General features: G+C 28.3%; 22 protein-coding genes. 1 reads left to right on the forward strand and 21 read right to left on the reverse strand.

The genetic code is table 11. From position 1 onward, the window contains the following. Positions 1–26: 26 nt before the first annotated feature. From IC174_RS18700 to IC174_RS18720, 5 genes are all read right to left on the reverse strand, one after another. Positions 27–782 (reverse strand): sugar phosphate isomerase/epimerase family protein, encoded by a 756-nt coding sequence (locus tag IC174_RS18700; RefSeq protein WP_227433613.1) that lies wholly within the window; start codon positions 780–782, stop codon positions 27–29. Between the two features lie 9 nt (positions 783–791). Next, complete coding sequence (gene lepB, locus IC174_RS18705; RefSeq protein WP_227433614.1) at positions 792–1328, reverse strand: signal peptidase I; 537 nt, start codon at positions 1326–1328, stop codon at positions 792–794. A 174-nt stretch (positions 1329–1502) separates the two neighbouring features. Further along, the gene (lepB, locus tag IC174_RS18710) at positions 1503–2039 is read right to left on the reverse strand and encodes a signal peptidase I (RefSeq protein WP_227483647.1); all 537 of its coding nucleotides are present in this window, start codon (positions 2037–2039) and stop codon (positions 1503–1505) included. Positions 2040–2139: 100 nt separating this feature from the next. Continuing rightward, positions 2140–3450, reverse strand: a complete 1311-nt coding sequence (locus tag IC174_RS18715) for an RsmB/NOP family class I SAM-dependent RNA methyltransferase (protein ID WP_227433616.1) — start codon at positions 3448–3450, stop codon at positions 2140–2142. A gap of 41 nt (positions 3451–3491) precedes the next feature. Further along, positions 3492–4244: a PrsW family intramembrane metalloprotease gene (locus IC174_RS18720; RefSeq protein WP_227483648.1), complete on the reverse strand. Its 753-nt coding sequence runs from the start codon at positions 4242–4244 to the stop codon at positions 3492–3494. A 250-nt stretch (positions 4245–4494) separates the two neighbouring features. On the opposite strand from IC174_RS18720, the gene sleC reads away from it, so the two are divergent. Then, on the forward strand, positions 4495–5766 hold the full coding sequence (gene sleC / locus IC174_RS18725; protein WP_227433618.1) for a spore cortex-lytic germination protein SleC: 1272 nt from the start codon (positions 4495–4497) through the stop codon (positions 5764–5766). A gap of 218 nt (positions 5767–5984) precedes the next feature. Here the strand turns inward: sleC and IC174_RS18730 are convergent, their stop codons facing one another. The 16 genes from IC174_RS18730 to IC174_RS18800 all read right to left on the reverse strand — a co-directional run bounded on the left by IC174_RS18730 (position 5985) and on the right by IC174_RS18800 (position 21005). Next, positions 5985–6641 (reverse strand): hypothetical protein, encoded by a 657-nt coding sequence (locus IC174_RS18730; protein WP_227433619.1) that lies wholly within the window; start codon positions 6639–6641, stop codon positions 5985–5987. A gap of 363 nt (positions 6642–7004) precedes the next feature. After that, positions 7005–7460: an indolepyruvate oxidoreductase subunit beta gene (locus IC174_RS18735; protein ID WP_413927207.1), complete on the reverse strand. Its 456-nt coding sequence runs from the start codon at positions 7458–7460 to the stop codon at positions 7005–7007. Continuing rightward, positions 7417–7581, reverse strand: a complete 165-nt coding sequence (locus IC174_RS21475) for a hypothetical protein (RefSeq protein WP_413927208.1) — start codon at positions 7579–7581, stop codon at positions 7417–7419. Before IC174_RS21475 ends, IC174_RS18735 begins: the two co-directional genes overlap by 44 nt. After that, on the reverse strand, positions 7581–9362 hold the full coding sequence (gene iorA, locus IC174_RS18740) for an indolepyruvate ferredoxin oxidoreductase subunit alpha (protein ID WP_227433621.1): 1782 nt from the start codon (positions 9360–9362) through the stop codon (positions 7581–7583). Before iorA ends, IC174_RS21475 begins: the two co-directional genes overlap by 1 nt. A 426-nt stretch (positions 9363–9788) precedes the next feature. Then, entirely contained in the window at positions 9789–10184 is a 396-nt protein-coding gene (locus IC174_RS18745) for a hypothetical protein (protein ID WP_227433622.1), read from the reverse strand. A gap of 411 nt (positions 10185–10595) precedes the next feature. Then, positions 10596–11003 carry a hypothetical protein gene (locus IC174_RS18750; RefSeq protein WP_227433623.1) on the reverse strand — a complete coding sequence of 136 codons (408 nt, stop codon included), beginning with the start codon at positions 11001–11003 and terminating at the stop codon, positions 10596–10598. Between the two features lie 213 nt (positions 11004–11216). After that, complete coding sequence (locus tag IC174_RS18755; RefSeq protein WP_227433624.1) at positions 11217–12539, reverse strand: M56 family metallopeptidase; 1323 nt, start codon at positions 12537–12539, stop codon at positions 11217–11219. Between the two features lie 10 nt (positions 12540–12549). Continuing rightward, entirely contained in the window at positions 12550–12909 is a 360-nt protein-coding gene (locus IC174_RS18760; RefSeq protein WP_227433625.1) for a BlaI/MecI/CopY family transcriptional regulator, read from the reverse strand. A gap of 204 nt (positions 12910–13113) precedes the next feature. Beyond that, complete coding sequence (locus IC174_RS18765) at positions 13114–13893, reverse strand: DUF975 family protein (RefSeq protein ID WP_227433626.1); 780 nt, start codon at positions 13891–13893, stop codon at positions 13114–13116. 287 nt (positions 13894–14180) lie between these two features. Then, positions 14181–14792: a hypothetical protein gene (locus IC174_RS18770; protein ID WP_227433627.1), complete on the reverse strand. Its 612-nt coding sequence runs from the start codon at positions 14790–14792 to the stop codon at positions 14181–14183. Positions 14793–14884: 92 nt separating this feature from the next. Next, positions 14885–15874, reverse strand: coding sequence for an ornithine cyclodeaminase family protein (locus tag IC174_RS18775; protein WP_227433628.1), 990 nt, complete (start codon positions 15872–15874; stop codon positions 14885–14887). A 107-nt stretch (positions 15875–15981) separates the two neighbouring features. Beyond that, positions 15982–16845 (reverse strand): DUF3298 and DUF4163 domain-containing protein, encoded by an 864-nt coding sequence (locus tag IC174_RS18780; RefSeq protein ID WP_227483649.1) that lies wholly within the window; start codon positions 16843–16845, stop codon positions 15982–15984. 119 nt (positions 16846–16964) lie between these two features. Continuing rightward, positions 16965–17546 (reverse strand): CheB methylesterase domain-containing protein, encoded by a 582-nt coding sequence (locus IC174_RS18785; RefSeq protein WP_227483650.1) that lies wholly within the window; start codon positions 17544–17546, stop codon positions 16965–16967. Between the two features lie 39 nt (positions 17547–17585). Continuing rightward, positions 17586–18389, reverse strand: a complete 804-nt coding sequence (locus IC174_RS18790; RefSeq protein WP_227483651.1) for a CheR family methyltransferase — start codon at positions 18387–18389, stop codon at positions 17586–17588. A gap of 36 nt (positions 18390–18425) precedes the next feature. Beyond that, positions 18426–18866, reverse strand: a complete 441-nt coding sequence (locus IC174_RS18795; RefSeq protein ID WP_227433632.1) for a chemotaxis protein CheW — start codon at positions 18864–18866, stop codon at positions 18426–18428. 12 nt (positions 18867–18878) lie between these two features. Beyond that, positions 18879–21005: a chemotaxis protein CheA gene (locus IC174_RS18800; RefSeq protein WP_227433633.1), complete on the reverse strand. Its 2127-nt coding sequence runs from the start codon at positions 21003–21005 to the stop codon at positions 18879–18881. Positions 21006–21034: the final 29 nt, after the last annotated feature.

Raw genomic sequence — 21034 nt, forward strand, 5'->3', positions numbered from 1 at the left:
CATATCAACAAGATAAAGAGAGGTATTTAACCCTCTCCTACAATATGATTCAATTTACTTATAGTATCTTCAATGTCTTCGTAATTTATTTCTAATACTAAATATTCTGCATCTAATTTTAAAACCTCTTTAACACTCTCTTCAGATAAAATACCTCTTCCTATACCAACATGTATATCATTGATACCATCATTATCACTTAAATGTATCAATTTTATCTTATCTTTCAAGTTATTTAAATAATCATCCTCATCAATTAAACAGTGTCCAGTATCGTAACAAAAACAAATCTTAGAATTTTTAATCCTCTTAAATATATATTCAAAATCATAGGATATATTTCCAATATTTGAAAAATCCCCACCTTTTGAATAAGTATTCTCTATACAAATATGTGAATCTGTATTTATTTTATTAAAAAAATCTACACTATTATCTAAATACTTGTCCCTATTATTTTTAAGTCTATTTGTCATAACATAACCCAAATGAAGATTAAAGTACCTTATATCAAATCCTTTTAGCTCTAATTCTATCTTCTCAATAAAACTTATCCATGAAGCTCGTATATATTCTATATTTTCACAAGTGTTTAATTCCATAGGTAAATGTATCCCTATAGACAACCCTAGTTTAGAAATTCTCTGCTTATATTTACATAACTCACTACATTCATATATATTATCAATACCAATTTCCAAATGAGTTATTTCCTTTGTACTTTCACAAAGTTTTAAAGCACCCTCAATATTAAATAACAAAGATGCCACACCAACTGCCATACAAATCACCTACTCAAAAATACCTATTTGTGTAAAAGGAAACACTCTTAAAATAACTTTTCCTTTAATATTTTGTTCATCCACTAATCCTACTTCTTTATACCTACTATCTAAACTTACTTCTCTATTATCTCCCATAGCAAATACTTTACCTTGAGGAATCACCATATCAATCTCGCCTTCAGTATAATTATCATGTATATATGAAACTTCATTTAATAACTTACCATTTATATAAACCTTAGAATCTTTAATTTTTAAATGGTCTCCTGGTACACCTATAACCCTTTTTACTAACTCTTTTTTTCTCCCATTATCTTGCAACAAGTCAGTCTTAAATATCATTATATCTCCACATTTTGGTTCTGATAATTTATATGTTATTCTATTTGCCACTAAGTAATCGTGTGGTTTAAGTGTTGGGTACATTGATTCTCCATTTACTAATGTTGGTTTTATAAAGCGAGTTATAATAAATGCCAAAAAAAGTGCAGTAATAATTATTTTTATCCACTCTACAATCTCTTCTTTAATAGTTTCATTCATTCACAAATTCTCCTTTATAGTTATATTATCTTTATTGATAATGCTACTTTTAAGCACTATCTTTTAGATAAGTCTACTAAATAAGGTGTTGTCTTTTTTATATAGACAACTATTGTGTATGGTCTGGTGATTTCAGTTAATCAGCGATTGCTCCAAATTTTATATTTATAATGTTTAGTCAATAGTTCCTATCTTAGAAAATGGATACAATCTGACTAGAACTTTTCCTAGAACGGTGTGCTCGTCGACCAATCCAACCTCATCGTATCTACTATCTAAACTTCTTTCTCTATTGTCTCCCATTGCAAATAATTTTCCTTCTGGAACTACTATATCAATATCTCCATCAGTACGATTATTATGTATATAGGAAACTTCATCTAACAATTTATCATTTACATATACCTTGGAGTCTTTTATCTTTACATGGTCACCAGGAACCCCGATAACTCTTTTTACTAAATCTTTTTTCTTTCCATTTTCTTCTGCTAAGTCGGTTTTGAATACTATTATATCTTTGTATTTTGGCTCTCCTACTTTGTACGCAATTCTATTGACTATCAAATAATCACGTTCTACAAGCGTAGGATACATTGATTCTCCTTTAACTATTGTTGGCACTATAAAACGCGTTATTGCAAATGCCAAAACAAGAGCTATGACAATCACTTTTATCCACTCTACAACTTCTTTTTTAACTGCTTCACCCACTAAAATCGTCTCCTCTGTGTTCAATATTAAGTCAATCTACAGCAAAACTAATCTACCATAAACTTACAATATAAATATTATACTTCTTTTTTCTAATAGTTTAAAATACTTTTCTAAGACCTTTAGGGTAATGATTCTTAATTGTACCAGCAGATTCTTTTCCCCAACCTAAAGGTATATCTTCAACTGATACCAAAACCCATCCTCTACTTTCATTAGAATTTATAACATCCCCTTTTAAATATTTAAGAATCGATTCGCTTTGTACACTAAAGTTTTCAACGTTTTTTACATCTTCAACTTTTAAGTAATGAGATAATGCATGAGAAGGCTCAAATCTATTCTTCTTTAAAACCCCTAAATGCAAACCGTATCTCAATACTTTTAGTTTTTTTGTATCTGGATATATTTCAGGAAGTAGGTACAAATTTTCTCCTCTTAAATAAAATTTATTTTTTTTATTACTATAAAAATCAGTCTTTAAAAATTTCTTTTCAAACTCCCTATAATCCTTTATTTCTTTATCTAAATTTTTTATTTTTAATTCTTTTACATTACTTTCTTCTTCTTCTAATTTTTTTATCTTAGCTACAAAATGACCTTCTCCCTTTATTTTATGAGGCCATAGCCTTTCCATCTCAACAAGTTCTGCATGTGGATATTCACTGATAAACTCATTTATAACATGTTCATTCTCCTCTTTTGAAAAAGTACATGTTGAGTAAATTAAAATACCATCTTTCTTTAACATTTTATATCCATCTCTTATAATCTCTTTTTGAATAGATTGGCATTCAATTACTTTTGCCTGACTCCAATCTAAGATGGCCACTTCATCTTTTCTAAACATCCCTTGCCCAGAACAAGGAGCATCTATAATCACCTTATCAAAATACCCATTAAATGTCTTTCTTAAGCTATTAGAATCAGTATTTGTTATTATACAATTTCTCGCCCCAAATCGTTCTAAGTTTTCTCCTAGAGCTTTAATTCTACTTGTATTAATCTCATTAGAAACCAATAAACCTGTGTTGTTTAATCTAGATAATATATATGTAGATTTGCCACCAGGTGCAGCACACATATCAAGTACTTTATCTCCTTCTTTAATATCTGCTTTTGGTATTACACTCATTGCAGAAGGCTCTTGTAAATAATATGCTCCAGCCTCATGTAATGGATTTCTACCAGGCCTATTAATTTTATCATCATAATAAAAACCTTCATCTGCCCATGGTATCTGATATAAATCAAATAAATTTAAATTCAATAGTTTTTCTTTATCAATTTTTAGTGTATTTATTCTAAGACCAGTAGTCTTTTCTTCATTATAACTTTTTATAAAATCATCATATTCATCTTCTAGTATTTCTCTAATATCTTCTAAAAATTCTTTTGGTAAATTTGCCAAATTTATAATCCCCCTTTTTATCTGCGTTACTTGTTCGTCATTTATTTTCTTTTCTTTTTCTTTAAGTTTCCAAAAAACACTTTTTTAGAGTTATTCATATATTTTTCAAGTTTATCAAGATTTATTTTCCACAAAATTATGACATAAACTATAAATAATATAATAGCCCATCTATATTCTATCATCAATATAAAATCAAAAACTCCATGTAATAAAATCGGAATTAATACAGCCATAAATAAGTATTCACGTTTTTTAATTTCATTCCCCTCAAACTTATACTTAGAAATATAATATCCCATAGTAATAGCAAACATTACATGAGCTGGAATGGAGATAACTGCTCTATTAATACCAACCTGTAGTGCTAAATTTCTACTTTCAGAGAAAATATAAACTATATTTTCAATTGTTGCAAATCCTAAAGATAAAAATACAGAATAAATAATACCATCTAATTTTTCAGTAAAATGCTTTTCTTTAATCAATGAAGGAATTAGTATTAAAGCTTTTACACCTTCTTCCACAAGACCTGCAACTATAAATGATACATATAATAATTCTGAATATCCTTCAAATACATTAAACTTCATTAATAGATTTTCTAAAAGAATAATTATAACACTTAAAAAAGCACCTATCATAAAAAATTTAATTAAATGGATTAGTGGCTCTCTACAATATTTATCTTTAGATCTTATCCAAAACATACCTATTAATATAGGTACTACTGCTAATAAAAATAAATCCAGCTTCATAGGTAATTTTCCTTTCAAAGTTTTTAATTCATTCATGTTTTATAATTACTACTTATTTTTAGTTTATTTGTGTTTTAAATATACACTTACTTTTAATTTATTTTCTTTCAGCTTTTATTTTAAATTTTTCTACACTCAAATTTATATACTAAACTCTTTATCATTTGATAGGTTAAAAATACTTAAAAAAATTTAAATTTATATCTATATTATTTAACAAATCTCAAGTCATATTCATATCTTGAAATATAAGGGAACTAAATTCATTTAAAGAAAGGGTGATTTGATGCAAGATGGTTTCTTAACAGTAAGTATAATTGATGCTACTAACAATAGACCCATTCAAAATGCAACAGTAAACATATATTCAATGTCTAATGGTAGCCAAAGCTCATCAACTTTATACCAGAACCTAATAAGTAATGAATCTGGCCAAGTGACTGGATTAGTATTACCAGCACCAGATGTAGATTACTCTCTACAACCATCTGATGTTAGACCTTACAGCCAGTATATAGTAGAAGCTATAGCTGATGGATATGAGACAGTTGTTATAGAAGGGACACAGTTACTAGCTACAATTGAGGCGAGACAAGGAGTTCCTATGTTTCCTAGAACAAGAAGTAAGCGTTCCTTCTCAAGACAAAGTGAATTGATTTTTGATATAGGAGAACATACTTTATATGGTACTTATCCTCCTAAAATTCCAGAAAGTAACCTAAAACCATTACCACCACCTACTGGTTTTGTTGTATTAGATAACCCTGTAGTACCTGAATTTATAGTAGTTCATGATGGTTTGCCAGAAAATACATCAGCGGCAAATTATTGGATTCCATTTAAAGAGTACATTAAAAACATAGCCTCATCTGAAATATATTCAACTTGGCCTGAGCAGACAATCTACGCAAATGTAATAGCTATAATATCATTTACTTTAAATAGAGTCTTTACTGAATGGTACAGAAACAAAGGATATAACTTTACAATCACCTCATCAACAGCATATGACCATAAATTTATAAACAATAGAAACTTATTTGAACCAATTAACGTAGTTGTAGATGCTATATTTAATACATTTATAAAAAGACCTCCTACATCAAGACAGCCACTACTAGCTCAATATTGTGATGGTCAAAAATCTCAATGTCCTAATCAAATGACTCAATGGGGTAGTAAGGACCTAGGTGACCAAGGATACGATTATGAAAGAATACTAAGATATTTCTATGGAGACGAAATAGTGTTTGAAAAAGCTCCAGTAGTTAGTGGTGTACCAGTATCATTTCCTGGAACTACACTACAAGTTGGTTCTTCTGGACAATACGTTAGAACTATACAAAACCAGTTAAATGCTATATCTAATTCTTATCCAGCTATACCAAAAGTGAGGGAAGATGGAATCTATGGTACAGATACAGAAAATTCTGTAAAAATATTCCAAGGAATTTTTGGTTTACCTCAAACTGGAGTAGTTGACTTTAAGACATGGTATGAAATATCCAGGGTTTACGTAGCTACAACTAGAATAGCTTCTTTAAATCCTCTCATTTAGATTTTAACTAACTTATTAGCTTAACATAAAAAATGGCTGTTATAAACTACTATCTGTTATAAGTTTTTTAACCTATAATCATAATAGTCTTAGCAGCCATTTTTTGTAGTTATAACTTATTATTTTAGAACCTTAAAACTCTTAAATGGGGGATTTTAAGCTTCTTAAAAACAGCAATCAATAATTCTAACTTAATAACTCTAACTTTATTAATAATCTTAATTTGTAGCTTTAGATTTATTGGCTAATGCTAAAATTAATCCTAGAGCTATAGATGCAAAGGCAGAGGCAATTACTCTATATTCAGCAGGGAACAAGAATACAATTGTATGACATGGTATCCAGAAAAATGGTATAGTTTTCAAAACACTAAAACCAAGATATGCATTCCAGTCTACAACATTTACTACATCTTTAAGAACTACCTTAACACCCTTTCCAACTTCGTATTTTTTATCTATAAAGCAATCCATAACCTTATGGAATAAAAATACAGTTGGTGACATTAATATATTCATAGTTGCACTCTTAAATAGAGCATTTGCAAAAGCTATTCCTTCAAATGGAAGCATACCATCTACTTGTGCCTGCCCTACACCTGCTGAGTAAATTGACATAGCATATGTTGTAACTACACCTATAATTCCCCAAACTACGGCTCTGTAAAAGATTCCTACTGGTATTTTCCAGTCTTTATGCAAAATTCTAGCACCAAGTAAGTCTCCCATTGTTGCTAACACAGCAAACTTGAAAAAACCTCCAATATATGGATGTGCACCTGTTGCTTCCATAAATACCGCTCTACTACTTGGTATCACTAAAATAGCAATAAGACAAATAAGAACTCCACTCCATATAAAATCGCCTTTTTTCATATTATAAATACTATTTAATAATCTAAATAGTTCTCCTTCCTTTCAAGTATTTATTTTATTGTTATCTCTATATAAATATATTTATTAAATATTGCTTACTTAGGTATTCATTTTCCATGTTTAAATTGATAAAATTTCATTTTTAAATAACTATCTCAGTAAATAGCTATTGCATTAAATAACTATTACATATAGTTTTCTTTTGAAATTATTTTTTAACCCTTTATATATTATATTTTTAATTAATCTTTCCTAACCCTTTTTGTATTATATCTATAATTAATCTTTCCTAACCCTTTGTATATTATATATAATTATTTTTTCTGATTCTTTATATAGTTTTTTATCTGTAATTTTTATTTTCTAAATATTCATTCCTTCTCTTAAAGCTTTTATATTAATTTCTATAAACTTAGGTTTAACCTGTTGTGATACTATCTTTTCCCAATCTATATCATTTTCTAACTGTAAAGCCTTAATCAATGCTCCCAAAAGTACTACATTCATAACCTTCTCATTTCCAAAACCTCTGGCAATATCAACTGCCTTTATCACTGTTACATCCACTTTTTCTTTAATATCGTCTATTATATTTTCAGGATAATCCACTCTACCTGTTAAAATTGGTGCAGAAGGCATTTCATAATCATTTACTACTAATTTACCCTCAGGCTTAAGAAAATCAAGATATCTTAAAGCCTCCATAGTCTCAAATGAAACTAATACGTCAACATCTCCTTTTCCAAGTATAGGAGAGTGTACTTTTTCTCCATATCTAACTTGTGTTGTTACACTTCCACCCCTTTGAGCCCATACCATGAACCTCTGACATCTTAACATCATATCCAGCATCTATAAGACCAGCAGAAAGTATTTTACTTGCTAAAACAGTACCCTGACCTCCTACTCCTGATAACAATACATTTTTAACCTTTTTCATTACTTTTCACCAACCTTTTTTATAGCATTTACTGGACATACTTGTGCACATACTGTACATCCTACACATTGAGCCTGATTTATACTTGATTTCTTTTTAGATTTATCAAATCTCAAAGCAGGGCATCCTGTTGTAAGGCATTTCTTACATCCAATACATTTCTCATCATCTACGCTACAAATTGATGGTGTAAGGTCGAATCTTTTTTTATCATCTTCTGTAAATTTTTTTAATGCACATGGCCATCTAGTGATTATTACTGAAGGTTCATCAATTGATAAAGCCCAATTTAATGCTTCTTTAACTTCATTCAACATGTTAGGATTAACTACCTTTACATTTTTACAACCCAAAGCTTTTACTATAGTCTCAATGTCCATCATTTCAGTAACATCACCTTGCAATGAAAATCCAGTTCCAGGATTTTCTTGATGACCAGTCATTCCAGTAATTCTATTATCAAGAATACATGTTACAGTATTACTTTTGTTGTAGATTATATCTATGAGACCATTTATTCCTGTATGAAAGAATGTTGAATCTCCTATTGTAGATATAGTCCTCATGTTAATATTATTTTTAGTAAATATCTTTTGTGCTCCATGAGCTACACCTGGCCCTCCTCCCATACATATACAAGTATCTTTAGCATTTAAAGGCTCTGCTCCTCCTAGACCATAACATCCTATATCTCCACTTATAAGTACATTTTTAACCTTTCCTAGCTCATAGAAAAATCCTCTGTGTGGACATCCTGCACATAAAGTTGGAGGTCTGCCAACTATTTTTTCTTGGCTATACTCTATTAGTTTTCTTTTTTCTCCCAAAATTGATTGAGCTATAATATCTGGATTTAACTCACCTATATTAGGTATCTTTTCTTTTCCAATACATGGTATGTTATTTTCTTTAAGATGTTCTTCTATATAAGGTTCTAATTCTTCGATTACATAAACAGTTTCTACTTGTTCTGCAAAACCTCTTATCTTCTTTGTTGGAAGAGGATATGTAAATCCTAATTTTAAATATGATACAGTATCTCCAAACACATCTTTAGCATACTCATAAGAAGCTCCTGAAGTTATCACGCCTATTTTCTTATCATTCCATTCTATAAAGTTTAAGTCAGTTTCATTAGAAAACTCTTCAAGCTTTTTTAATCTATCTTCAAGTTTAATTCTTAATCCTCTTGAAGTTGCTGGAATAGCATCAAACTTAGAAAGATTTCTTTCATATTTTTTTACAATTGTTTCTTCTTTTTCTCCTAACTCAACAAGTCCTTTACTATGACATATTCTAGTCACCATTCTAAATAAAACTGTTGTATCGTATTTTTCACTTATCTCAACCGCAGCCTTTAGCATATCCTTACATTCTTGGCTGTTGCTTGGTTCTATCATAGCTATCTTTGCAAATTTAGCATAATGTCTATTATCTTGTTCATTTTGTGATGAGTGCATGCCAGGGTCATCTCCAGATACAATAATCATCGCACCATTTACTCCCATATATGCATATGTAAATATTGGGTCTGCAGCAACATTTACTCCAACATGCTTCATAGCTGCAAGGGCTCTACCTCCTGCAATAGAGGCTCCTATTGCTGACTCTACTGCTACTTTCTCATTTGGTGCCCACTCTGCAATTATGTCATCTTTATATAGTGCTATATTTTCCAATATTTCAGTACTTGGTGTTCCTGGATAAGCAGCTGCATAAGATATGCCTGCTTCGTAAGCACCACGTGCTACTGCCTCATTTCCTGTAAGCAATTGTTTCATGCTTTCCCCCTCCTTAGAAATAATACCTCTTTGATAACTTAGTGTATTTGTTAGCGATACATTTTAGAAGCTATCAACTATATATTTATTATCAATACAATTTAAATATTGATAGCAAATAATAATATGAATCCATAAATTTATAATATTGTTCTTATTTTATTTACTAAGCAATTGCCATGCCAATAGCCTTAATTTTTTTAAAACTCACTTTTAAAATACCAAATTGCCATTTTTCTTTAAATTTTAATGACTCTAATAATTAAGAATTAATTTTCGTTAGAATTTTCATAATATTTTCAATATTATTTTAAATAAAAAAAAAGTAATGTTAACATTTCTTAACATACATTAAAAAATGTTAACATTACAAGCTGAATTAGTACTCTTACTTTGTCTAGATTTACTTTTGTATCATTTAATTATTTAACGACCATAGAAACCTATCAATCCATTTCCATTGTCTATTCTAATAGGTTTCATAATCTTTAAACCTTCATTTTTTATCTTTTCTAAATCTTTTTCCATACTCTTAATTGTATTTTCAAGGTCTTGTGAACTTAAGTCTTTAACTTGTGTAGTGTCTTTAGCATACTCTTTTAATTCTTCAATACGCTTAGCATATTCTTCATAAGTGTAATACTCAACTCCATATTTTTCTAAGTCAGCAGGCTCAGTTATTCCTGATTTTATTAGAGAATCAAATTTATCTAACGTAATATTAGATACATCACTACTTCCATCTGCAAATACTGCTCCTGTTCCTCCTAATACTATAGCAGATGCCATCATTGTACTTATAAGGGATTTTTTTATTTTCATAACTCATATTCCTTTCTTAGAGATTTATTTGGGTAGTGTAGTTCACAATGACTATTGCAATAGTTATTAACTACACCTTTAGACTATCATAATAGTCATATTTATGTCAAGTATTTCTACAACGTTTTTTAGTAAAAATCCATATTTTGAATAAAAAAAGTAATGTTAACATTTCTTAATACATATAAAAAATGTTAACATTACAAACTGGGTTTAATACTTTTACTTTGACTAGATTTATTTTTATACTATTTAATTTGTTTATTTTTTACTTCTCTATCTTCATATAGACTTTAAGCCTTTTGTTATCGTTTATTTGTTACTTGTTTTATTCTTGTTTACTATGTTTAATTACGCTTATTTAGTTTTTTAAATACTTTTTCCACCTATATCTAAAAAATTTAATATTAATTATTCAGCTCTAGATAAAGAAACTGCCAATTGAGTTCCATCTTCATTATCTATTACGATAGGTTTCATTATCTTTAAGCCTTCAGTTTTTATCTTTTCTAAATCTTTTTCCATAATCTTAATTGTATCTTCAAGGTCTTTTGAACTTACATCTTTAACTGCTGAAGAGTCTTTAGCATATGCTTTTAACTCTTCAATCTGCTTAGCGTACTCTTCATAAGTATAATACTCAACTCCATGTTTTTCTAAGTCAGCAGCATCAGTTACACCTGATTCTACTAGAGATTTAAACTTAGATAACTCAATATTAGATACATCGTCATTTCCACTTGCAAATACTGCTCCTGTTCCTCCTAGTACCATAGCAGATACCATCATTGCACTTATAAGGGATTTTTTTATTTTCATAATTTATATTCCTTTCTTAGAGATTTATTTGGGTAGTGTAGTTCATTATGACTATTGCAATAGTTATTTACTACATCTTTAGACTATCATAATAGTCATAATTGTGTCAAGTATTTCTATAAAATTTTTTAATAAAAAATACTATCTCAAAATAAATTTAATTATTTTAAGATAGTATTCCTAATTCTCAACCCATCCTTATTTGTCATATATCTAGTTGCTTTCAGAATCTTTATACTGCAATTTATTATTTGTTAAAATCTTCATACTTTTTGTTACAGATATCTTCTTAGAAATATTATCAGTTGGTACAACTGAATACTTTGACATATTAGAATACACTTCTTCTACATCAACCTTTGAAGTAATTTTCTGCATTTTATATGTTTCTGATGTACTTAAATCAATGCTTTCATCACTTTTAGCTGATAATCCCACAGAAATATTTGTATTATTTATCTTAGATTCTATTTTTAATGGCTGACCTCCTATTGAAAAGTCGTTTTTATTACTTTGCTCAATTTCCATTAGATTAAAAGATTCAACTTCATCAATTTCTTTATTTCCAGTTGCAAAAACAACACTAGTCCCACAAATTAACACAGCTGAAACTAAAAAAGTAATATAGGTTGATTTTTTAAACTTCATAACATTAACTATTCTTTCTTCTATCTTTGTCTTTCCAAATCCGTTATAAAGTGTCATTGGAAATGTATTATGTTCCTCTGCTAAACTTATAAGCGTAGTTGCATAATCAGCTCTATATTCTTCACCAACTATACTCATTACCTTTTCATCACAACTAAATTCTATATCTTTATTCAATAAAAAAAGCATTACCCAAACTAAAGGATTGAACCAATGGACAGCAAGAGCTACAATCATAAACAACTTCAATATATTGTCAAACCTATTGATATGAACCAATTCATGAGTTAAGACAAAGTTTAGAGTTTGGTTATTGCTATAGTCCATTTGTTTTGGCAAAATAATATTCGGTTTTAAAATACCAGTTGTAAGAGGTGTTTTAGTAAATTCAGAAATACAAACAAAGAATTTTCTAAGACCTCTATTATCATATGCCCACTTTTTAATAAATTCATGATTTTTTATATGTATCGAAGTTTTAAAAAGATTAATCGTCCTGGTATACTTAAAGCATAAAAACATAATAAAAGTAATAGAAATTCCAAACGTTAAAATACTTGATATTTCCAATGCTGTAAAATTCTCAAGATTGAATAAAGCCTTAGAATCTCCAAAATTATTCTTACTGATAGAATTATTATTCTTCTTAATTGAATAATCCACAGCGGATGCATTTCCCAATTGAGCATCAAAATTTGACTCAATAATGCTATAAATACTAAAAGTAGAATTTAAACTTACTGGTACTAAAAGTTTAAACAAAACAACTAGCCATAATAATACAAATACTTTTTTAGGCAATTTTTTAAACAAACATGCTCTTATAAAAATAACAATTAAAATTAAAACCCCAGAAGTAACACTCATTTCTAACAATTTAGTGAACATTAATCTTACCTCACTTTAATTTCTCAACAATCTGTTTAAGTTTTGTAATCTCATCACTTGAGAGATTTTCTTTATTAATAAAAGCTGAAAGAAATTTCTCTGAAGACCCTCCAAACATTTTATTAATTAAGCTTTCTGTTTCATGCTTCTGAACTTCTTCTTTGCTTATTAAAGGTCTACAAACAAAGTTTGGTTCAATTCTTTCTATTGCACCTTTTGATACTAATTTTTTTATAACTGTATACGTAGTGTTTCTATTCCACCCTGTTTCTTCCTTTAAAACTTTTACTAATTCCCCTGCTTTACTTTCTCCTATCTCCCATAGAACTTCCATCACCTTAAGTTCTGAATCAAATAATTTTATTTCCATATAAAATCGCTCCTCAAATATGGTTATCACAATAGTCAATATTATAATTTAAAACTATCACAGTAGTCTATGTGATGTCAACCATTTATTTTTTTAATAACAAAAACTGTCCTTTAAAGAAATAGTTCTTGTAAAAGACAGTCTTGTCATTTTTATACTTTAATATCTAAATAAAGCTTTATTTTATTTAACTATAAAACCATCTTAATACATAGAATAAGATTTTTCCTTATCTAATAATATATCTTCTACATCTGGATTATCTTTTAATAATTCTCTATAGAAATTACAATTAGTAACTCCTATATATGGAATTAACCATAACAAACCTATTCCTAAAGTAAATATAGTCAATATATACCATCCTATAAAGCTAAGATTTAATATAAATAGTTTAAGTACATTACCCTTCATCATATCTAAACTAGCACCCATTGCTTTAAATACACCAAGATTATCTTTATCTTCACATATTAAAAAAGCAGCTTGAGAAATGTATAATAACAATATATAAACTGGCAACATCAACACAATTACTATAATAACTAGAGTTATGGCAGTAGAAATTACAGTTCCTACTCCAACATTATTACTTGATAGGTATTCAATTGCTCCACTAGTGAGTAAAACTCCAAATGACAAAAATGCTCCGATAATTGTGATTATAAAAGAATAAATATAAACAGCAATTGATTCTAATATATAAAGTCCAAAACTTCTTAAATAAATTCTTCCATTTACGAAGATATCTCCCATCTTGACTTTTTTATCTTTAGTAATCTTTAAAAACATACATGTAAATCCTGCTGCAACTAAAAAACCTATTATCGCTACTATGATAGTAGTTAAGGGTTCAAAAGGCAATCCTATAAATGATATAGCTACTATCAACGCAATATATATTGCCATATTAATTGCACATGTTCCCCAGTTTCCAGATAACTGAGCTTTTGATACTCTTTTTAATTCTTGCCTTGATAACATAAAAAACACCCCTTTCATTTTATATAAAAAATCTCCCTAAAAGCATATAAATAAACTTTTATCATATAATATAATATTAATATATCATATTTTCGACTATATAACACACAATTATTCACCATGTTTTATCAAGATATAGCATAATTGTATTGAAAGTTTTATATAGTCAAAATTGCCAAGTATATCAAACAAATTTGAAAAATAGTATTCAATAAATAATAAAATAAACTATCTTTCAAACAGTTTATTATATGTTTAAAAGATAGTTTTAGTGTCTTTAAAATAAATTAAATTGTATATATTCCTTCACATAATTTTTGTATATTGCTAGGTGGTTGCCATTTACCATCTTTTTTTGTATATGTAATTGAAGTTGTAACATCTTTCGTTGGCTTTTTGTTATAAAGGTCTATAATCATTTTTGCCATATCATCTTGAACTTCTTTTTCTGCTTTATTGTAATTATTTTTATCAGTTACATATGATTTTACTAAATCGTTTGCCTCAGACATTACTTTACTAGTATCCAATGCTTTACTTACAACTTTTAAAGTTATCTTATCCTTACTAGAAGAATCTACTGTTACTGTCTTTTCAACACCTTGTATTAATTTAACAATTGTGTCATATATCTTTTCAGCATTCTCTTTTCCATAAAGAGGTGTTAATTGAGCAAGCATTGAAACTTTATCTGTGTTATTATAAGTTTGAATTTGTTTATATTCAGCTTCTGTTAAAGCATCAGAAATGCCTTTTTCATCGTATTTATACATTTCTAGTGCTGCTAAATTAGCTTCAAAATTCGACTTTACTTTTTCTTCTGCATTAGAACAGCCTATAGTTAGAACTAAAACTAAAGCCATAATAGAAGATAAGATTAATTTTTTTACCATTTTCATACAAATATCCTCCCTCAGTTAATTGAATAAAAAAATTTATTTATTAATATTATAGCATAATTTTGTCTAATTATAAGTTTATTTTGAAAATTTTACCATTCCCAATCTATTCCAATCCCTCTATCTTTTGCTTTATCATATATTCTTTTCGCTGTTACGACATCTTGTACACCTATTCCGACACTTTTAAACACAATTATTTCGTCATCATTTTCTCTTCCGGAAATAGTTCCATTTATAACATTTCCCAAATCACCACTAAAATCAGCTTTGCTTATTTTACCTTCTTCTAGAGGAATTAATATATCTCCTGATTCTGATAAAACTGCATCTGTTGATTCAAAAAATATCTTAGATGCTCTAGTTAAACAAGTTGGACACATCTCTTGCATATCTGGTAAGTATGAACCTACAGCACTCACTAATGCTCCCTTTTTAACCAAATTTCCATCAAATACTGGTTTTTTTGATGTTGTTGCTAAAACTATTACATCAGCATTATCTATGGCTTCATCAGATGACTCAGCTGCAACTATTTTAGTATTATATTTACTTAGCTTTAAGTTCATCTCTTTTGCAAATTTTTCTCTACTTTCTTTATTTCTACTGAAAACTCTTACTTCATCTAAATTTCTAGCTTCTAACATAGCTTCAAGTTGTGACTCACCTTGTCCTCCCAAGCCTATTAAAGCCCCTATCTTAGAATCTTTTTTGGCTAAAACATCTATAGCTGCACCAGATGCTGCACCAGTACGAACTTGAGTTATATAAGTACCATCTAAAGCAGCACATACTTCTCCAGTCTCCCCATCTAATAATAATACTGTTGCTGGAATTACTGGTTTGCCTTTTTGAGCATTTTTAGGGAATACAGATACAATTTTTATTCCTGCACACCCTAAGTCCTCTACATATCCTGGCATAAATAACATACTAGCATCCTGACTTGGAACTGGTATATTAGTTCTCAAAGGAGTTACACTTTTTCCTTCACAATAAATTCTAAAAGCCTCTTTATCAGCCTCAATTGCATCTCTCATAGTAAATACTTTTTTTATGTCGTCTTTTTTTAAAAGTAGCATTTTATATACCCCCAATTTTAATAAGTTTCTATGCTAGATATTATAACATAACATTTTAATACAAATTCTATTTCATATTAAATAAATATATTTCAAATTAAATAATCCTATTTCATATTAAACAAATCTACATACTCCGATTTTAACATATAGCTTATTAGTTTTTTGTTTATTGAAAATTCTGGTATTCCTGCTGCATATGGAGTTATATCGTATAAATCAAAATATATAACTAAGTTATCATCTTGCAAATAAAAATTTTGATTTTCTTTTATCCCTTTAAAATTATATATTCCTACATTTTCTTTATCTTTCTTTTCTAAATCAGTTATTTGTTGTTTAATTTCCTCATCTATAACTTCTTTATATTTAGTATTATCTTTAAATAGGTCCATTAATTCTAAAAACTTCCCTGTTCTCATATCTACATTATAAGCTATATCTTGATAATAACCATGTGCTCCACCACTGTAAGTATAATATCTTACCTTTATACTAAGAGCAGAATCAGTATTCTTTTTAAGTTCAAAGTCTACATTTGCAACAAATTTATTTTCTTCATCAGGATTATCTTTAAGGTATTGTTTTGCCTCTTTATACGATTTGTTATAAAATTCAAATATATCATTTTTTATTCTATCATTTGTAGACCTTTCAACAATCTTATTTGAATTTGTTATTATAGGCATATTTATAGTACTTTCTATATATTCATCATTTTTCACTATTGTCTTACTTCCTATTGTACTTACTGATAAAGTTTGTTTACTATTTGTAGTATCTTTTGGCAATGATTGATTACTCATAACGCTTACAGCTTCTTTGTCTTTATTTAGATTAAGTAAAGCATCTTTCCCCAAATTATTATATCTATAGTCATGTTTAATTGCTAAAATAGCTATTATAGTCAAGGATAAAACAAACACATATCTTAAAACTCTAGCTTTCGTATTTACTTTAAAAAATTTCATCTTATTATTTTCCTCCTAAATATAAATCTCTCTTATTATATTTGGAGTTTCTAGGGTTTTTTATCCATATAATTTAATAAAAGATTAATTTTTATTTATAAAAATTAATCTTTTTCTTTTCAAATATTAAGATGACTTATCAGACAACTTGAAATTTTATCAAGTGGTAATTGGATTACAACAGAACCTCTATCAAATGCTACCATTGGCATTCCATATACAATGCAAGAATTTTTATCTTGCCCAATTGTAAATGAACCTTTCTCTCTCATTTTCAAAAGTCCAGTTGCTCCATCTGAACCCATTCCTGTAAGTATTATTCCTACTGAGTTTTTACCTGCTACTTGTGCTACTGAATCAAACAAAACATCTACAGATGGACAATGTCCACTTATTCTTTCACCTTCTTCACAAGTTACATAATACCCATCTTTATCTAAATGTAATTTCATTTGATATCCACCAGGTGCAATAAGTACATTTCCTTGCTCTACTCTATCATTATTTTTAGCTTCTCTTACATTCATAATACACTGCTTATCAAGTCGTTGTGCATACATCTCAGTAAATATAGCTGGCATATGTTGAGCTACAACAACCCCTGGTGTAGATTTTGGTAAGTCTTTTATAATCTCAAGTATTGCTTCTGTTCCACCTATAGATGCGCCTATAGCAATGACCCTGTTATTAATATTTTCCACATTACCGCCCCCACAAAATCATATATCTAAAATATTCTTCTATTTTTTATAAACAGCAGGTTTTACATAGTCGTATTCTGTATTTCTTCTATTTACTATCTCTGCATGACCTACAAATAAAAATCCATCTTTTTTAGTTACATCATAAAATTTATTTATAAGCTCTTCTTTTGTTTTTAAATCGAAATAAATCATAACATTTCTACAAAAAATCAAATCAAAAAGTTGATGTGAGAAATCTTCAATTAAATTGAATGGTTTAAAAAATACACTTTTTCTAATCTTATCACAAACTTTAAATGTACCATCTTTATTATCTATGAAATATTTTTTCTTCCATAATTTTGGAACATTATCAACATTTGCTTCTGTGTATACAGCTCTTTTAGCTTTTTCAAGTGAATTCATTGAAATATCTGTGGCTATAATTTTAATATTCCACAGGTCTTTCCTACTCCCAAAATAATCATCTAAAGTCATAGCTATTGAATATGCTTCTTCTCCACTAGAGCAACCTGCACTCCATATATTTAAGTTTCTGAGTTTATTATTTTCTTCCCAAAAAGGAAGTATATTATTATACATATACTCAAAATGCTGATGTTCTCTCATAAAAAATGTATGATTTGTGCTCAACCTATTTATTAAATTTATAGCTTCATTTCCTGTCTTATCTCTAAATAATAGGTTCATATATTGACTAAAAGAACTAAACTTTCTCTCTCGCATTGTATTATATAGTCGTCCTTCAATTAATACTCTTTTTTTGCTTAAATCAATTCCGTACTCTTTTTTTATATAGTTTCCAAGAATTTTAAATTCTTCATCAGTGAGTTTTATCATACAAAAAACTTCCTCCTGCCAATTTATCAAAGCTAATTACATGCTGTCAATTAGAAACTTTCGAATATCTAAAATTAGTATAGACTTATCTCCAACTTTTACAATCTCTTTTATAACTTTATTTATATTTATGTTGTTAGAAATAGTTGTCTCTAGTAAGTTTAAGTCATCTATAAGAACGACATCAACAACTTTATCTACAATAATTCCAACTTGATACTCATCAATTTTTATAATTATTATGCATGTTCTCTCATTATAATCAACTTCAGGAAGATTGTATCTAATATGCATATCAATAACTGGTATAATTCTTCCTCTCAAATTAATAACTCCATTTATATAATTTGGAAGACGTGGTACATATGTTATTGGTTGAAACCTTATAGTCTCAATTACATTTTCTAATTCTATTCCATAAATAACATCATTAACATAAAATGTTAATACTTGTTTTATAATATCATTTGTAGACATACTTTAAATCCCCTAATATATTTCCATAATGTTATCTGCATCTATAATCAGACTTATACTTCCATCACCAAGTATTGTGCATCCTGAAAAACCATTGTTTTTCATATTAAATCTGTTAAAATAAACTGGAAATGGCTTTACTACAACCTGTTGAGTTCCTATTATTTCATCCACAAAAATACATACTGCTTTATACTCATTTTCTATGATTATCATATTTCCATTTACTAATTCAGTTATATCTGTATGAATATCATATATTTTATGCAATCTTATAATAGGAATACATGCTCCATATATTGTAATTAATTCTGTTCCACTACCATCTTTAATTACTTGGCTTAAATCTGCAAGTTTAAATGTACTTCTTATTGATGATATTGGCAAAGTAAACATCGAGTTTCCAACTTTGAACTCCATACCTTCTACTATAGAAAGTGTCAGTGGTATTTTTATAGTAAATGTTGTTCCTTCATCTTTTGTACTTTTTACACCAATTGAACCACCAACTTTTTCAATACTTTTACGAACAATATCCATCCCTACTCCTCTACCAGAAAATTCAGTTATAGATTCCTTTGTAGAAAATCCTGGAGTCATAATTAAAGAGTTAATTTCATCATCAGTATATTCATTAATTTGATGTTTAAGAAGACCTTGTTCTTTAGCTTTTTCCAAAATCTTATCTTTCATGAGACCTCTGCCATCATCTGAAATACTTATGACAGCTTCTCCGCCTAAATTTTCAGCAGATAAAATTATAGTTCCTATTTCTTTTTTACCCTTAGATATGCGTTCATCAGCAGGCTCTATTGCATGGTCCATAGCATTTCTTATAAGATGCATAAATGGTTCTGCTAAATTATCCATTACATTTTTATCTACTTCTGTTTCATTTCCTATAGTTACTAGTTCAACATTTTTATCTAATTTTTTATTCATGTCTCGTACAATTCTATGCATTTTTTGAAATACACCTGCAATTTTAACCATACGCATTGACATTACTATATCCTGCAATTCATCTGTAAGCTTATGTAATTGTCTGGTTGCTTTATTGAAATTATCTATATCAACACCTTTAGAATCTACACTATTTACAACCATTGATTCCATAATTACAATTTCTCCAACTATATTTTGAAGTAAATCTAGTTTTTCTAAATTTACAGTCATAATATTTTGTTTACTTATAGGAAGATGCTCATTTCCTTCAATTAAAACATCTTGCTCTAAGTCAATTTTCTCATTTAAGACACTTTCTTGTAATGCACTTTTTTCTTTTACAAAATTATTTTCATCTTTAGAATTTGTCTCCAAATTAGTTTTTGGGTTTTTCACCAACATATCATCCTGTTTTTCACTTGTATATATATCATCTTTATCAACATTTGAATACTCTTTTACATATAGATTATCTTTTATTGTTTTATAAATTATGTTTTTATCATCTTTAGCAATAAATTGTATATAAAATCCATATTTTTTAATATATTCTGCTGTACCTGTATTCTTTTCTATGTCTTCAGGATAAAATGCTAGAAATTCACAGTAATCTTGCAATTCAAATGTAAGCATAAAAGCTCTTACATTTTCCATCATACAATCTTGTTCAAAAACTATTTTGACTATGTCTGAACCTTCCTTATATGAAAAATTTAAATTATTTATTTCTTTTTCGTATGTGTCTTCTAAGTTCAACTTATCTTGTAATTTTGTAGAACTTGATAGTTCTAGAGTACTTACATAATCTTCAATATCTTTTATAAAGCTAGAGCAATCAGAAGTTGTACAATCTCCTGATTGTAATTTACCAATATCATATTTTATAAAATCTAATGCTTGAAAAACTAAATCAAACAATAAATCATTATCTATAATCTCTATTTTTCTTTCACGTATAATATAAAATAGGTCTTCTACACTGTGTGCTAAAGCAGACATATTATCTAGACCCATCATAGAAGCTGAGCCTTTTATTGTATGCATAATTCTAAAAGTTTCATTAATATTACTGTCGCTAAATATTCTTTCTTTTTCTGTCTGAATCATAATTTCATCTAATTGCTCAAGTAATAGACTTGTCTCAAATATAAACATATCTAACATTGGTCTCATACTTGGTTCAATGTAATTCATATTTATCACCTACAGTCGACAAATAAATT

The organism is Clostridioides sp. ES-S-0001-03 (assembly GCF_020676075.1).
In the GTDB taxonomy this organism is placed as follows: domain Bacteria; phylum Bacillota; class Clostridia; order Peptostreptococcales; family Peptostreptococcaceae; genus Clostridioides.